The sequence below is a fragment of the Roseivirga spongicola genome (assembly GCF_001592965.1).
GTDB lineage: Bacteria > Bacteroidota > Bacteroidia > Cytophagales > Cyclobacteriaceae > Roseivirga > Roseivirga spongicola.
This window is the reverse complement of record NZ_LRPC01000023.1, coordinates 117639-133864: the sequence shown is the minus strand read 5'-3', so window position 1 is coordinate 133864 and position 16226 is coordinate 117639. Positions and strand designations below refer to the sequence as shown.

Below are 16226 nucleotides of genomic sequence, written 5' to 3'. Positions count from 1 at the left end.
GAATTTAATCCCTATATTTCATCTCCATTTAAGAATTAAATAAAATGAAAGGCACTTACTTAGGCGAATTTCAAGAGGTAGTACTTCTCACCATTTTGGTGTTAGAAGGTAATGCTTATGGGGTAAGCATTCAGGAAGAAATTGAAAAACGTACGGGCAGAAGCGTAAGCCGCGGGGCATTGCATACCGCCCTGACCCGATTAGATGAAAAAGGGTTCATCAATTCCGAATATGGTGGTGCAACAGCAGAAAGAGGCGGCCGTAGGAAACGTTTCTATCAGGTAACCAACCTTGGCAAAAGCGCGCTGGAAGAAGCCAAGTCTTTAAGAGAAGACTTGTGGAGCAGCGTTCCAAAAGTGGCACTTCAAAAAATTCAAGGATAATGGAGAACAATAAAACACCACGATTCTGGACGAAAATCTTCAAATGGCTGTGCCATGACAGCCTATTTGAAGAACTACAGGGAGACTTAGAAGAGTCATACATTAACAACACCAATACCAGAGGAGAAAGAAAAGCAAAAGCTATCTACAGGAAAGAGGTTTTGAAGATGGTGAGAGGAAGCGTTATCCAAGCTAAACTTCCTATTCCTAAAAAACTCAAGCTCTCTCTTTTCCGAATGCATTTCATATTAAGCCTAAGAAGCATTAAGAGAAATACCTCTTTCACTATTCTTAATGTAGTTGGTTTTGCTGCAGCTATTAGCGTCTGTCTATTTATAGCCAACACAATTCTTACGGCTTATCAGCTAGACAAAAGCTTTACCAACAAAGAAAATATTTACAGGATAAGCACACATATCCATGACAGGGACGGTAGCCAGTTCACATCTTATAGCCCTGTTTATCTGTATGGCTATTTGAACACCATTCTACCAGAAGCAAAGCGCACTACTGGTTTTAAAGAGTTAAATCGTAGAATGAGCTTTAGAGGCAGGGATATAGACATCAGCAGTATTGAAGCCAGTCCTAACTTTCTAGAACTACTCGACTATAAAGTTTTAGAAGGGGCTATTGAAACGGTTATTGAAAACCCTTCGCATATAGCTTTAACCAAAGATTTCGTAGACAAATACTCACTTGGGCCTGACCTTATTGGAAAAGACTTTGGCGGACATATTATATCAGCAGTGCTTGAATCGCCAAAACTCACATCACACTTAGGTTTTGAGTGGCTTAACTATAATGATCAACTCGATTATGTTCCACCCGTAGAGCTGAAATACGAGTATTATGTCGATCGCTCACGTGTCAATTATATAGAGATACATGATAATGCTGAAATAGAAATCATTGAAGAAAAACTGAATAGGTTTGCTTCCAACATCAACGATACATTAGATACCAAATCTTATAAGTTTCAACTCGAAAATTTGGCAACTCTTGGGCTATCTAAGGCCTCATTATATCAGTCAGACTTATTGACTAGCGAAGGCATTGAGGTTATGCTCATTTTCATTTTAATAATGACTGTAATAGCCTCTATCAACTACACCAATCTTGCCAGTGCTAAAGCTATGCATAGACTTAAGGAAATTGGTGTTCGAAAAGTAATTGGAAGCAAAAAATCGCATATACTCAGTCAATTCCTTATTGAGACAGGTTTATTAGGCCTCTTAGGATTAGGTCTTGGCTTCCTTATCTACTTTTGGTTTTCAAAAGATGTAGGTGACTTAATTCCTTTTGGATTCAACCCACAAATTTCGGCACCAACCATTCTAGTTTTTATCATCACAGCCCTGCTTGTCTCCTTAATAGCCGGAATTGTACCTGGCATCTTCTTATCAAAGATTTCTCCTTTGAATTTGTTCAGACCTAAAATATCTAAGAAAAGCTTTAGCCTTCACACCTTAAGAAAGGTTCTATTAGTAATACAGCTTACGGTAAGTGCCTTTGTTTTTGTTTTTGGAAGCTTATTCTGGAAGCAATACGATACTTATCAAAGTGAAGAGCTGAGTATGGACATACGTGATACATATATGCTAGATTTTGACTGGCCAGACTCTACCAAACATTTGAGAGCTTTAAAGAATGAAATAGATAAAATTCCTGAAGTCGAAGCCAGCAGTTTTATGTCTAAACTGATTCCGATAGATGACGTCAATGGGCTTATGATGATCAAAACGGAGAGTGAGTCAGACTCTATTCTCACCTCCATCTCTTGGGCAGACACCTCATTTCTTCATACCCACCAACCAGAAATGAAACTACTAAATGCATCTATCATTAAAAACAATAGCTCATCGATGTTGGTCAACCAATCTTTGCTAGATCAATTGAACATTCCCCTAGAGTCTGCCTTAGGTACAATCATCAAGTCTGGAGAGAACTTACACCCTATTGCTGGGGTATTTGAAAAATCCATCAGCACCAACTACAGCCCTATTGTTTCTGTTGGAAAAGAGAATGGAGATAACTTTTCTGAAACTGTAATCTTAAAACCTAATTCCATTAATAATTTACTCATAGTAAAGGTCAATAATCAAGAAAAGAGCTTTGATAAAATTGAAAGTGAGTTTTTAAATCTATTTCCTGAAAAGCAACTCACCTTCAGGTCAATTGAAAGCCTTGCCAGAAATAGATACTCGGAATTAAGGAATGTATTGAAAATATTCACCTATGTGTTCTTGTGCATAATTTTGATAACACTTATGGGGCAAATGGGCATGGCCATATTCAACGCTAACATAAAAGCTAAAGAGATTGGAATCAGGAAAGTATTGGGAGCTTCTGTACCTCATTTAAGCTTCAACCTTGTTAAAGGAACCTTAACACAAGTCATCATTGCACTGCTCATAGCCATCCCGATAGCTACATTATTATTCAAGAACGCAATGGGAGATTATAGAAACCCCATCCCACTAACACCTCAACTCTATTCCTCCATTATACTAATATTCGTGTTGATTATAGTTATAACGGTTGTTACACTCATTGTACCTAGAGCAAAGGCCAATCCCACAGAATCTCTGAGAAATGAATAGTCAGCCACCTAAATATTTCACTCGCCTTCTAAAATGGTTTTGCCATTCTAGTCTGTTTGAAGAACTGCAGGGCGACTTAGAAGAATCATTCAATAAAAACACCAATACCAGAGGAGAAAGAAAAGCAAAAGCTATCTACAGGAAAGAGGTTTTGAAGATGGTGAGAATGTCGGCAATAAAGATTGAATTGAAACTTCCGAAATTTATTCATACTTCCCTTCTGAAGTTTCACTTTCTATTGGCTTTCAGAAACCTGAAGCGGAACAAAGTTTTTAGTGCCGTCAACATTTTTGGATTGGCGGCTGCACTTACTATCTGTTTGTTTGCGGTGAACATGATCTATACTGGATATCAGTATGACAAAGATTTCAAAGATGTGGATAGACTATATAGGATCACTACATCGGTAGAAAGCCCTCATGGCAAAACAAAATGGGCCACCTCCTCTTTTGCCCTGAAATGGTACTTAAACTCAATCCCTCAAATTGAAGCTTCCTCCATCATACTAACCAATATGTACGAGTATTTTGAGGTAAATGGTCAGGACATTTATATAAATGGCTACCCTATTGACCGGGAATTTCTCGACATGTTCAACTTTGAAGTGATCGAAGGCAATCCTTATGATCTATTCAATGATCTACAGTCAGTAGTTATAACCGACCAGCTAGCTCAGAAGGTTTTTGGCGATGAAAGTGCTATTGGCAAACAAACTAAATCTGGAGCCATTGTTCGAGCCGTAATCAAATCCCCTAAAAAGCAATCTCACTTCAATTTTGAATTCCTCTCGAATATAGAATTTCTGGGAAGTAGAATAAGTCCTGAGGAATTTGAATCCGTACTAAAAAGGTGGCAAAACTACGATCAAAGCTATTACAGCTACATCAAGTTGAACCAGAATTCCAATATCGATCAGCTAGAATCGCAATTTGAGCAGATCAGTAATAAAATGACCTCAGCAATGGCTGATGGCAACACCTACAGCATGCAATTGCAGCCTGTTTCAAACATAATGTTTGGCAAGGAGCTAATAGCAGATCACAGGCATGTCTATTCTAGAACAGCCCTCATTATTCTCATCGCACCAATTGCACTTTTAATTACGCTGGCATCATTTAACTACACCAACCTTTCTATTGCCAGGGCAATTCAACGCTCCAAAGAAATTGGAATTCGTAAAATCAACGGCAGTACACGTGGTCAAATCATTAGTCAAATTCTGGTTGAAACAGTGGTTTTCTCACTGCTGGCCCTTGTCTTAGCATTATGTTTCTACAAATACCTCGTGCCGTTTTTCGAGATGTACATCTCTGAATTTTCAGCGCTTTTTACCAGTCAGCTGAATGTTGAGATCATCACCTGGTTTGTATGTTTCAGCTTGCTGGTAGGTTTTATTGCCGGATTCTTACCTTCCCTTTATTTCTCGAAAATCTCACCATTGGCTTCAATCAATGAGTCGTTCAACAAAAAAGGAATTAGAATTTCAACGCTAAGGAAAGTCTTTGTTGGCATTCAGCTCACCTTCTCCACCTTTTGTATTCTGTTTGTAGTCCTTAGTTTGAATCAGAAAGACCAGATACTCAATACAGATCTTGGGTTTACTTCTGCTGACCTCATCGCCTTTCCGCTTAAAAAAGTTGATCCGAAACTAATTGAAGCAGAGTTGAGCAAAATTCCAGAGATAGAGAACTTCTCTTTTACCTCTATAATACCGGGAACTGGCGGGATGTCCAGAAGATTCGGCTTCAGTGAGAACAGAATGGACACTTTCTCAACCCGATATGCTACAACCGATGAGAGATTCAGCCAAGTTTACTCACCACAGTTAATCATAGGTTCAGACTTCACCGAAGGGCTTAACAACGAAATTCTGGTCGATGAAAACTTCCTCGCCTCTATCGGTGTTTCAACATTAGACGCACTCAATACTGAAGTAATCATTGATCATTATGATGTTGAAGAAAAGCTTCGGATTGTGGGAATCTTAGACAACTACATCTGCGATGGTCTGGAAGACAACAGCCTTCCATTAATGATCAGGAACTTGAAAGACACCTTTCTTACAAAGTATGCCACCATCAAGCTTCAGCCAGCAAATTCTGAAAAGGTATTGAGTAAGCTTGAGAGCATCTGGCTAAGTATTGCTGGTGACAAACCTCTTGAAACAGAATTCGTGGCAGATAAAATCGAACGTAACTATAGACCCTTTTTCAATATGATGAACATCTTCTTCATTACCGGATTATCCATCGTAATAATTGCTCTTTTGGGTCAGTTTGGTATGGCTCTATACGCTACACAAAGCAGAACCAAAGAAATTGGAATAAGAAAGGTGTTGGGAGCAAGTATTGGATCAATAATCACTTTGCTTTCACGCGGATCTTTTAAGACACTATTCTTCTCCACACTCATTGCCTTGCCACTTGTATTCCTAGTTTTTAGAGAGATGATTTTCCCCACCATTGCCATAAAGCTTGAGATATCCACCCCGCATTTACTTCTCACTGTTATTGGAACCTGGGCGATCGTCTTGGGCATTGTAGCACATCAATCATGGAGAACAGGTCTGGTTAACCCCACAGAATCGCTAAGAAATGAGTAACCTAACAACCAAATCAACTCATTTCTAAATCAACAAATCAACACCAAGTCTACATTTTAGAACTTTATTTTTTTTATCTTTCGTCTACAAATTAGAACTTGTAGATATGAAAGGGAATAATTTAGGTGAATTCGAAGAGCTTGCACTTTTAACCATTCTGGTTTTAGGCGATGATGCTTACGGAGTAACCATCAGACAAGAAATTGAAAAACAAGGGGAGCGAAAAATCAGCCGGGGCGCACTTCACACTGCTTTAAGCCGCTTGGAAGACAAGGGCTTTTTGAATTCACGCCAAGGCGAAGCTACTGAAGCTCGTGGCGGACATCCAAAGCGATATTACGAAGTAACCAACAAGGGTAAGGAAGCACTTCATGAAGCTAAAAACACCCGAGACAGGCTTTGGAATCAGATACCAGAAGTAAGGTTGGAGCTTCAATATGCATGGTAGCCAACACCCTTCTGAATTCTACCAAAGGCTCTTTCGGTGGTTTTGCAAAGATGAATTCTTCGATGAACTACAAGGAGACCTTGAAGAAGAGTTCTATTTCAACTTAAAAGAGCTAGGCACTAAGCAGGCACAAGCGATATATAAAAAGGAGGTACTGAAAATGATCAGGCCTTCGGTAATCAAAAGGTTTAAACTCAGCAACAACTCAATCTTTTACGACATGTTCAAAATCAACGCAAAACTCGCACTCCGCAACTTGGTCAAGCACAAACTTTATACAGCCATCAACATTGGTGGTTTGGCAGTAAGTATAGCCGTTTGTGCTATACTCCTACTCTATGTAAACAGTGAAACCAATTACGACAACTACCATCCCAACGGAGATCGAACTTACAGAATGGCACTCGACAGGTTCTATCCTGATCACACCTCTTACTATGCCATCACTCCATTTTCAATAGCAGAACAAGCTGCAATGGACTTCCCCGAAATAGAGGACTTCACCAGAATATTCCCAGCTGGCTTTGGGGTGAATGTAACCTATAACAATGAAACTTTTCTGGAGAACAACATCATCGCTAGCCAGGCAAATTTCTTCGAATTCTTTGGGATAAAGCTATTGGATGGTAATGCTGAAAAGATCTTCGATGTGCCCAATTCAATCATTCTTTCAGAAGACATGCAATTAAATACTTTGGCCAAGAAAATCCTCTAGGCAAAATACTGGAAACCGGAATTGGAGACAAAGTCGTTTCTGGCATAGTTGAAAACACACCTAAAAACACCCACTTTAAGTTCGACTTTCTGATCAACCTAGATGACCTACCATTTTTCCAACAGGCCAATTTTATCAACTTTTCGGTTCACAACTATTTTCGCCTTGGAGAAGGTGTAGAACCTGAGGTTATCAATGACAAACTTGTTGAAACAGTTGAAAAATATGCAGCCGGACAAATAGAAAGAGAGCAGAGAATTTCATTCGAAGAATTTAAAGCCAGTGGAAATGGCTATCACTATTACCTACAACCTGTTTCCGACATCCATCTAAAGTCTCATTTGGAAGCTGAGTTCGAACCCAATGGGAATATTACCTACGTCTATATTTCCCTTTCCATTGCGGTGTTCATTGTAGCTCTAGCTGCAGTGAATTTTATCAACCTGGCAACAGCAAGGTCTACCGAGAGAGCCAAAGAAGTTGGCATCAGAAAGGTGCTAGGCTCTGAAAAGAAACAGTTGGTCAGTCAGTTTATCATAGAGTCGGTCATGGTTAGCGTGGTCAGTGTAACCCTCGGATTGCTACTGGTTTACTTCATCATCTCCCCTTTCAATAACTACCTAGATAAGCAAATCGACATTATGAGTTTTGCCACTCCTTTGAACATTGGCCTCATTATCATCTTCAGTTTTGCCCTTGGACTTATTGCTGGTATTTATCCAGCATTTGTGCTTTCTAGCTTTAAGCCTGTAGTGGTACTTAAAGGCAAACTCATCAAGAGCAAGCAAGGCTACTGGATTCGAAATGGCTTAGTGGTTTTTCAGTTCTTCATTTCCATAGTACTCATTTGTTCAACGCTAATCGTAGGACAACAAATGAGGTACCTACAAAATAGAAATCTTGGTTTCGACCGAACCAATTTGGTCACCATTCAAAGAGCCTTTGCCGTACAAGACATGGAGACTTTCAAGAATGAGCTTTCTGCAATACCGGGAGTGTCTTCTGTAGGAATTACCTCTGCCATGCCTGGAAATGGCTTCTATTATGGAGCTTCATTTAGGCCTCAAGGCTCTAACGAATCTATTGCCCTCAACTGCGCGGTTTTTGATGAGGACTACATTCAAACCATGAACATAGAAATGGCTTCCGGTAGAAGTTTTTCCAGGGAGTTTCAGGATACCCTTTCTTTGATTTTGAATGAAAGTGGCGCTCGTGCTTTAGGTATTCAAGACGACCCAATTGGCAAGAGAATCATTAATGTTCAGGGAGCGAATAACCCTCAAGACATTATTTACGAAGTGGTTGGTGTTATTAAAGACTACAACTACAAGTCACTTCACACTGAAATAACGCCTATGGCCATCTTCAGTACTGAAGGAGCACAAGGTGGAAATGCAGGAATAATGACACTGAAAGTCAATCCTTCACAAGCCAGTAACATTGTTGCTCGTGCCGAAGAAGAATTTAAGCAAATGGCTCCTAATGAAACGTTCATCTACAACTATTTAGATGAAGAGCTCAACGAACTCTATGAAACAGAAAAACGATCTGGAGATATGTTCTTAGTCTTTTCAGGAATTGCCATCTGGATCGCTTGTATCGGACTATTTGGACTTGCCACCTTTATGATTGGCAATAGAATAAAAGAAATTGGAGTAAGAAAAGTCTTAGGTGCTAGTTCCCAATTAGTGGTTTGGTTGCTGTTAAAAGACTTCAATAAGCTTATTGCCATATCCTTACTTCTGGCAGTTCCTGCTTCGGTTTGGGTAATGGGTCAATGGCTTGGAAGCTTTGCTTATAGAATTGAAATGGTCGACACCTGGATTTCATTCATACTTGGTGGAGCACTTGCCCTTGTTGTAGCTTGGCTGACCGTAAGTTACCATTCAATTAGAGCAGCAATTGCCAATCCGGTGAAGAATCTGCGTACTGAATAGCTATCAGAAAACGGAGAAACGGGGGAACAGAAATCAGTGGATTAGCTCAATCAGTGTCTCCTGCAAGGGACACTGATTCATGCTGCGATCATCAGAGTCCTCTAAGAGAGACTCTGATGGATTGAAATAATGCACTAGTTTGATGTTTTGAAAACGTTGATAAAACTTAGCAGCGAGCTTCTAGTTTGACCTTTTACCTTGGTTTGTTAATTTGGTAAGGATAAACTGAACAAGTTTTCTTTCATGAATTATTTTCCAAAGCTGTCCAAATTCCTCGTTGTCATATTTCTGTTTACCGTAGAACTGAATCTTTCAGCTCAAGAGTCAAGTCGTCAGGAAATTTATTTCAACGATGTAAAAAGTGGAAATACTCAGCTTACTGGCTATGTTACCATAGCTATAGAACCTGTTTTTCTTAATAACCCATATATCAAAGCCAAATGGGAAAATATCAGAATAACTACGGTAAAATATAAAGGCAAGCTATTTAGCAAGGGTAGTTATGACTATGACCTTAACAAGCTTGGAGATTATTTCAACTTCCCATACTACGTAACGGATAAGTCAAAGCAAATTGGTGCTGAAATAAGCGTGTCTTCGTACCCCGATGATATAAGTACCTTATTAGTTCACAGCTTTCAGGCAGATCGTTTGGTCGGAATAACTGACACCTACGAATCAGAAGAAGCAACCGACTTCTTCAAGGAATACAAGAACGCAAACGGGCTGAGCGACAACGATGTATGGAAAAAAGCACGCCTAGATGACGCAAGAATCACCTATTTATCCGAAGGCATAGGCAGAGATATAGCCATGAAGTTAGACTTGTGGTTCAAAGAACAAGGCAAAAAAGCCTATGCCGATGAAGCCAAAAGTTGGATATCTAAAGCTAACCTATCATACGGAGCCAACAATGTGAACACTGTCAAGCAAGGTCTGGATCACATTAAAAAAGCGAAAGATGCTGCCGTTAAGGCGGGCAGTGCATCTTTACTTCAAAGAGCAGAAACACTCGAAGGCCAAATTGTCAATAAAATCACTGATCTAAATAAGCGAGAGTATGATGCCAAAATAGCTCAATATGAACGCGAGCAGAAGAGAAAGCAAGAGATCCAAAACCTAAGAAACGGACCTCAATACCAGACCTATGAGCAGAGGATGCAACAAATTGAGCAGAACTGGAATAATGGGTTCACTCAATTGGCTCAAATATTCACTTCAGGTTCTGGCTATAATGCTGAAAGAGAAACCAGAAGAGATGAAGCATTTATGGCTAGAATAAATGCCAGTAAAGCCAAGGCAGAACGAATGAAATCTTTCCTTGTCGGCTGGGATAATTTGGCGAAAGGTATGATGAATATTTTCACCGATTCTGGTGAAAGTACCAAAGTGATGCTAGATAAATCAGATCCTGGTAGTGGTGGAGGTTATAGCCCAAAGAGATTGAAAAATGAATTTAGATACTATATCTCTAGCCAGCGGCTATTTCCAAAAGGCTACTCCAGTCAAATAGACCATGAACGAATGTCTGGTAAAACCCAAAAACTAAACAATGTAGGCAGTACTTTTTCCTTGCAAGACAACCTAGAATTGGCCATCCGCAATAACATGAAACAGGTTTATGGTAAATGGATTGGCATTTCAGTAGACCTTCGAAAATTTCCGGACCGGTTCAATATAGACCTCAACACCATAGATGTAGAAATACCCACTGCCATGCTGGAAATCTTGCCAGACAATGAAGCCTTTAGCACCATTGAAAAGGGGATTAATTTTAAAAAACTGGGGATAGATAAAGACAATATTATCCTCACCTGGAACGATGAGTATTGCTACGAACAGAACAATACTACCTTGTGCAGAACCATACCTGGCTTCAATAAAGATTATTATGTAGATGGCCAAATGCTATTTTTCGCCTTTTCTACCGAAGAATCGCAACTGAACAGATTAGTGAACAAAATCCATCAAGATCTAAACCGACTAGGTGAGGTAAATGAAAAAAGCTCAAAGGATTTTGATATCACACCACTTCAAAAGCTTTATGCAGACAGCAGAAAATATGTCCGTGCGATTGAGAAAGACTTCGATACGCAAATGAGCAATGTTCAAGGTTTGTATCAAGACGGAAAGTGGAACGAGTGTAGAAAAGCCATTTCTGAGCTTTCGGCTTTCACTAGAAAGCACTCGTTTCTTGAACTACCAGCTCAGGCCGAATCCATATTCATTGAAAGCACCGAGAAATTGGAAGAGTTTATAGAACTGGTAAAAAAAGGCAATCAAGAATTAAATGAAGAGAACAAATTACTCGCTCTGGAATATTTCAAAAAGGCTCAAAGTATATATGCACACCATGCAGAGGCCAATGAAAAAATTGAAGAGCTATCTGTAGAATTGGATGCCAAAAGAGAAGCGTACCGAGAGGAGCTTGAGCTAATTGATAAAATGGAAACCGAGGGTTTAGTAACTGCAAAGAAAACAGCCAAATACTTAGATAGGGCTAGAACAGCGGCAGCTAAAGACCTAAGAGATATATTGCTTAGTAAGTCTACAAGCTCCGGAGAAATGATTGAGAGGTATGAATCTCACTTGAAGAAATATCCTAACGACCTGAATGGCACACTTGAATTCACTGAATACTTATTGACCAAGGAAGATCAGGACGAAAGAATTAATCAATTCATCTTAAAAATAGACTCACTTTCAGGAAGTCTCGGCCTTGGGTTAAGCAAGTCAGCTTGGTTAAAATTTAGAAAAGGCAAATACGAGGATGCTCTTCAAGATTTTGAAAGAGCTAATGAAATGCTCTCTTATGCCGATAGCATGGCCTTATACAGATCGCTCACCACTGCGGACTCGGCCTTCAGCAACTCTAGCTTTCAGCTGCTCCTTGAACCACAGGTTGGCAAATTAGCCTCTGTTGCTAAAGCCAGACAAATGGAACACCCTTCCATTGAAACCCTGCACAAGGCTACTTGCGATGGTTCTAAAGCATTCAATAGCTATTGTAGTGTTTCCTGGCCATACCGCACCCATAAAGGAAGGTGGATGATGATATTAGAAAAAGGAAAGTCTGACCAGACTTTAGAAAGGGCTATTTCCTTAGAAGAGGTACAGGCCCTGATGCTGGACTATCAGGACAAAGCTCTCTTTCAGGACTTGGCTAATAATGATCAGGAATTTCTGGCCGTTTTCGATCCTTCACTTTCGAGCAATAACCGATTGATTGCACAGAAGAACTTGGCAGATGTCAAAAAAGAGTATGAAACTGTACACAGAAGCACACATCGGTTTGTTGATGTAATACCTTATCGCGATCAGTGGCTTATGCTACTCTCTAATAATTCTGAACAGACATATGGCATTTTCGCCTTTAGCAGCACTGCTAACGCATTGATTAAAGGCTTTGATTCAGATAGTAAAAAGGGTGCTGAAACCATTAAACTTTCGGCTAATACCAAGTATTACCCTCGTAATGTCACCATTTCCAACTTTGTTAGTTTCTCCAGCAGAAACTTTACTGATGTTAAACGAGAAATTGCGACCAGTCAAGAACAATTCGACCAGAGTATTGAAGAGTATTTTAATAAAGGATATTACCCTCTGGAAACTAAATTATTGGAAGATAAAGCCGTAACCATCTTTATGAAGACAGATAAACCGAAAGATGATTATGTAATTAAATTCTACTATTCAGCATCGGAGGTATATAATGACTTTATGAAGAACTATCGAAACAAGTTCAGAATCATCAACCTGGAATATCACAGGTAAGGGTAAGATTTGGTGACATAAAATATAACATCATTCAGAGCGAAGCAAAGAACCTACTTGACTAGGGAGATTCTTCGGTCGTACCTCCCTCTGAATGACGTTCTTATTTATTTCCTGCTTCCAGGGTTGTAGGTTTCCTTAGCCCTGGCCACTACATCTTCTTTATAATAGGCTACATCCTTGAACTGAACATCGGCATAGCGTTGAGCCTGATCATCGAAGTGAGGTGAATTTGGATCATTACTTTGTCCACCAGCCAACATACTCTTAGCTTTTACCTTATCTCCAAATTCTACCACAGCAATAAAGCTGTTTCCTGAAGAGCCATAGATTTTTTTGGTGTCATGAGTGTTCGCTCCGAAAGAAGCCAAAGCTCCCCATCTGCCAGAGGCCATACCCACAGCAATACTCGGTTGGTCATCATCATACTTCAAATCTATATCTCCCGAAAGTCTTTGGAATCTGTTGTACTCACCCCAAGGTAATTTCCATGTCCCAAAATCATCTTCAATGTTCTTCAATGCAGTCTCTAAAATTTCAATCTTCTTAGTATCAGCCAGGCCATTTCCTAAGTATTCGAAACGCTCCATACCATTGCCTTGTCTTGGCATTTGACCACTTCTGTAGTAAGCATTTCCATAGAACTGAGCTATCGTCATGGCAATAGACTCCTTCCCTGTTGCAAAGTCCCAAGCCTTTAGAATATCATAAGCCTCTTTTAACTGCCGTTTCTTAGCTGGATTCTTATCCAAAGCTGAAATAAGTCCTGGAATAGTTCTTTCGAAGGCAGGAATATAAGGGTCGTAAGCCAAGTCAATCAATCCATCGAGTGTCAAATCATTGGCTTCGCTTAGTACACGAACTGCATGTACTCCCCTGAAATTCTCCTCATCAGGAGCCATGTAGAAAGGATAATCTTCTTGCTTTGGACTAAACTCTGCCGCAGCCGTAAATGGTGTAGAATTACAGTTTTGGATCCAGCCATTCTCAGGGTTTACAATTGTTATAATATCTTCTAGCTCATGCATTCCTTGCCAATCAGTTCTGGGGTCTGAACCATCAACAGGGCGCGAATAATCGAACTGAGGATCTCTTTTTGGAATAAAGTCACCATGATAGTAGGCAATTGTTCCGTTGGCATCGGCATAAACGGTGTTGTTTGAAGAGTTTCTTCTAATCTTCATCATCTCCCAAAACTCATCGTGGTTCTGAGTCTTGGTTCTTTTGTAAGATTGAATTAGTGCATCAACAGGCTCCCAATTCAGGGCGGTTGCAATCCACTTATCTCCAGACTTCCCTGTAATTGGCCCGTGGTGCGTTCTGTACAAAGGGAAAGTTCTCTCCTTCATTTCCTCTCCATCTTTATACTTTAGCGTTACTTCAGAAGTCCATACATCTCTCCACTCCTCACCATACTTATATTGAAGTTTTCCATCTCGCTCTTCTACAGTCTCTAAGAAATCGTCTTTGAAGTCTACTTGAGTGGAAGTATGCATCCAGCCATTATTCTCATTAAAACCTTGGTAGATGAAAAACTGCCCCCAAGTTGTAGCTCCGTAAGCGTTTAAGCCTTCTTCGCTAACCACTTGAGATTCTCCACGGAAGTAGAAACTAGTATGTGGGTTAATCAGCAACATGGCGTTGCCAGATGCGGTATGCTCTCCAGAAATGGCAAAGCCATTTGAACCTTTAGGCTCTTCATTGATATCTACTTCTTCGGTAAGGTCTGCCAAGGCTATCTCCTTGCCCTGCCCATAGAAAGAAGCGATTCCTCTTGTTGAAACACTTTCAATATCTCCACCAATTGAACCTTCAAAGAAGAACAACGGATACCATGGTTCGAACCTCGTTAAAACCTTAGGCTTTACATCCGGATGCGTATGGAGGTAATAATTAATGCCATCAGCATATGCTTCGCAAAGCTCTTTCAGCCAATCAGGAGCATCTTCATACATTTCCTTGGCTTCATCGATGGTCATATATAGGCGAGCTCTCAAATCTGAATAAAGCGCCTGCTCTCCTTCTACTTCGGCCAAGCGGCCAATGGCCCAATAGTAGTTTCTTTCCACCCTTGGAAAATCATCCTCGCATTGCGCGTAGAGCATACCAAATACAGCATCTGCATCGGTTTTTCCATAAATATGAGGAACACCAAAGTCGTCTCGGATAATTTCGACCCGAGCAGCCTGTTCTTCCCACTTCTCTACCTCTGTTTGCGGTTCAGATTGGCAGGAAATAATTAGGGCTAAAAGAAAAAGGAAAGATAGTTTCTTCATCAGATTAAGGTTTCCCTCAATTTGATGGAAGATTTACTATTCTGCAATAGTGATTTTGTGAATGGAGCTTATTTCTGCTCTAGAAGATACTTAGTGATCTGCCTAAGATCATCCATGGTTCTCATGCTCGACAGGTTGATCTTATATTTATGATTTACCACTATGGTAGGAACATTATCGATACGCCTTTCTACCCATAGCTCAGACATAGCTTTTGCTCTATTAATAACCGATTGACTGTTATACAACGCATCAAATTTAGACTCGGAAACTCCCTGATCTAAGAACAACTGCTTGATCTTGGCCTCTGAATCTATATTTTCTTGCTTTACATGAATGGCTGCAAAGAATGTTCTTCTAAGCTTCTCTTCCATATCTAAATCTAGCATCACATTGTAAGCCTTTACAATACCAAAACTCACCGCCTTATTATCTCTTGGTATATAATCTACATGAGACCTCTCGAAAGTTACGCTTTCAGGTAGAGAGTGATGTAATGAGTCTATGAACGGATCGAAGCTAAAGCAATGGCCACAGAACAAAGAAAAGAACTCTGTAACAGTTGGCTCCTCAGATTTCTTCTCTGCCACCACCTCATAGTGTTGACCTTCTATAAACCTGCTTTGTGCCATTGCCAAGGAACCGACAATAACTAGAGTTAGGACTAAAGCTACTTTTCTCATCTCTGTTCTTTTTTTGCGAAAATAGGTCAAAAGCTATTCGATTGAAAGACAAAACAAAGATTAGGCCTAAAGATGGTTTAATCAGTTTTCTGCTGCTTTGGTTGGCTCAGCTAGAGAAACTGCCTTATTAATTCCACGCTTGCCTTTGTCATATAAATACCTCTGCTCAGGATCAGTTCTATTTAGCTTACGGTACTCTTCGGCTGATAGCCCCACCCTCTCTCCATAGATTTTATAATAGGCGGCAAAGACTTCATCCATTACCTCAATGTACTTCTGATAAGTGCTTCCCCTATCGGTTTTAATTGACACTACTGCCTTACTTGGCCCATCAGACGAAGTGTCTTTTCCTAGATTGGCCCTGATATGACTCTTCATTGAAGGTGGCAGTGAGTTGAACACTTCAACATCACTAATATCATCTACCACTTTCTTGGCATTAGGACTTCTAAAGTTTAGCACGAAGTCATAAACCATTGCTCTCAATTGAGAAATGTCTTCTAAAAGTTCTTCTTCGACTAAAAGCTGATCTAAGGAATTAATCTGGATTTTTAATATGTTCCTCTCATTAATAGGCGTATCCGTAATAACATCTGTTTTGGGCGGCAACACCATAGGCAAACCCTTATCGGTTGCAATTTGTGTGGTTACTAGGAAGAAGATGAGAAGCAAGAAGGCAATATCGGCCATAGAGCCAGCATTAACTTCATTTTTAGGGCGATCTTTTCGGTACGACATAGCTTTAAAATTAAATACATAGTTAATTAACTATAATGTTAGTTTTAAATCAAACTGTTTATCGATTCGC

The 16226-nt window shown here is 39.9% G+C and carries 10 protein-coding genes; 7 read left to right on the top strand and 3 right to left on the bottom strand.

Going from position 1 to position 16226, the window contains the following annotated elements; all coding sequences use genetic code 11:
* Positions 1-44 precede the first annotated feature (44 nt).
* The 7 genes from AWW68_RS11540 (at position 45) to AWW68_RS11510 (ending at position 12459) form a co-directional block, all read left to right on the top strand.
* The gene (locus AWW68_RS11540) at positions 45-383 is read left to right on the top strand and encodes a PadR family transcriptional regulator (protein WP_068221171.1); all 339 of its coding nucleotides are present in this window, start codon (positions 45-47) and stop codon (positions 381-383) included.
* Positions 383-2983 carry an FtsX-like permease family protein gene (locus AWW68_RS11535; protein WP_068221168.1) on the top strand — a complete coding sequence of 867 codons (2601 nt, stop codon included), beginning with the start codon at positions 383-385 and terminating at the stop codon, positions 2981-2983. Before AWW68_RS11540 ends, AWW68_RS11535 begins: the two co-directional genes overlap by 1 nt.
* A complete protein-coding gene (locus AWW68_RS11530) occupies positions 2976-5585 on the top strand; it encodes an ABC transporter permease (RefSeq protein ID WP_068221163.1) in 2610 nt (869 codons plus the stop codon). Before AWW68_RS11535 ends, AWW68_RS11530 begins: the two co-directional genes overlap by 8 nt.
* 106 nt (positions 5586-5691) lie before the next feature.
* Positions 5692-6033, top strand: coding sequence for a PadR family transcriptional regulator (locus AWW68_RS11525; RefSeq protein ID WP_068221160.1), 342 nt, complete (start codon positions 5692-5694; stop codon positions 6031-6033).
* Positions 6023-6748: a permease prefix domain 2-containing transporter gene (locus AWW68_RS11520; RefSeq protein WP_068221157.1), complete on the top strand. Its 726-nt coding sequence runs from the start codon at positions 6023-6025 to the stop codon at positions 6746-6748. Before AWW68_RS11525 ends, AWW68_RS11520 begins: the two co-directional genes overlap by 11 nt.
* A 341-nt stretch (positions 6749-7089) precedes the next feature.
* Positions 7090-8685 carry an FtsX-like permease family protein gene (locus AWW68_RS11515; RefSeq protein ID WP_068221155.1) on the top strand — a complete coding sequence of 532 codons (1596 nt, stop codon included), beginning with the start codon at positions 7090-7092 and terminating at the stop codon, positions 8683-8685.
* A gap of 243 nt (positions 8686-8928) precedes the next feature.
* Entirely contained in the window at positions 8929-12459 is a 3531-nt protein-coding gene (locus AWW68_RS11510) for a hypothetical protein (protein WP_068221152.1), read from the top strand.
* A 107-nt stretch (positions 12460-12566) separates the two neighbouring features.
* Here the strand turns inward: AWW68_RS11510 and AWW68_RS11505 are convergent, their stop codons facing one another.
* The 3 genes from AWW68_RS11505 to AWW68_RS11495 form a co-directional block, all read right to left on the bottom strand.
* The gene (locus AWW68_RS11505) at positions 12567-14735 is read right to left on the bottom strand and encodes an acylase (RefSeq protein WP_068221149.1); all 2169 of its coding nucleotides are present in this window, start codon (positions 14733-14735) and stop codon (positions 12567-12569) included.
* Between the two features lie 68 nt (positions 14736-14803).
* Positions 14804-15418 carry a thiol:disulfide interchange protein DsbA/DsbL gene (locus tag AWW68_RS11500; protein WP_068221142.1) on the bottom strand — a complete coding sequence of 205 codons (615 nt, stop codon included), beginning with the start codon at positions 15416-15418 and terminating at the stop codon, positions 14804-14806.
* 81 nt (positions 15419-15499) lie between these two features.
* Positions 15500-16156 carry an ExbD/TolR family protein gene (locus AWW68_RS11495; RefSeq protein ID WP_068221139.1) on the bottom strand — a complete coding sequence of 219 codons (657 nt, stop codon included), beginning with the start codon at positions 16154-16156 and terminating at the stop codon, positions 15500-15502.
* Between the last annotated feature and the right edge of the window lie 70 nt (positions 16157-16226).

Excerpts from the sequence above, each read along its gene's own strand:
- AWW68_RS11525 (WP_068221160.1), top strand. The coding sequence starts at position 5,692 with ATGAAAGGGAATAATTTAGGTGAATTCGAAGAGCTTGCACTTTTAACC.
- AWW68_RS11535 (WP_068221168.1), top strand. The coding sequence starts at position 383 with ATGGAGAACAATAAAACACCACGATTCTGGACGAAAATCTTCAAATGG.
- AWW68_RS11540 (WP_068221171.1), top strand. The coding sequence starts at position 45 with ATGAAAGGCACTTACTTAGGCGAATTTCAAGAGGTAGTACTTCTCACC.
- AWW68_RS11505 (WP_068221149.1), bottom strand. The coding sequence starts at position 14,735 with ATGAAGAAACTATCTTTCCTTTTTCTTTTAGCCCTAATTATTTCCTGC.
- AWW68_RS11500 (WP_068221142.1), bottom strand. The coding sequence starts at position 15,418 with ATGAGAAAAGTAGCTTTAGTCCTAACTCTAGTTATTGTCGGTTCCTTG.
- AWW68_RS11530 (WP_068221163.1), top strand. The coding sequence starts at position 2,976 with ATGAATAGTCAGCCACCTAAATATTTCACTCGCCTTCTAAAATGGTTT.
- AWW68_RS11510 (WP_068221152.1), top strand. The coding sequence starts at position 8,929 with ATGAATTATTTTCCAAAGCTGTCCAAATTCCTCGTTGTCATATTTCTG.
- AWW68_RS11495 (WP_068221139.1), bottom strand. The coding sequence starts at position 16,156 with ATGTCGTACCGAAAAGATCGCCCTAAAAATGAAGTTAATGCTGGCTCT.
- AWW68_RS11520 (WP_068221157.1), top strand. The coding sequence starts at position 6,023 with ATGCATGGTAGCCAACACCCTTCTGAATTCTACCAAAGGCTCTTTCGG.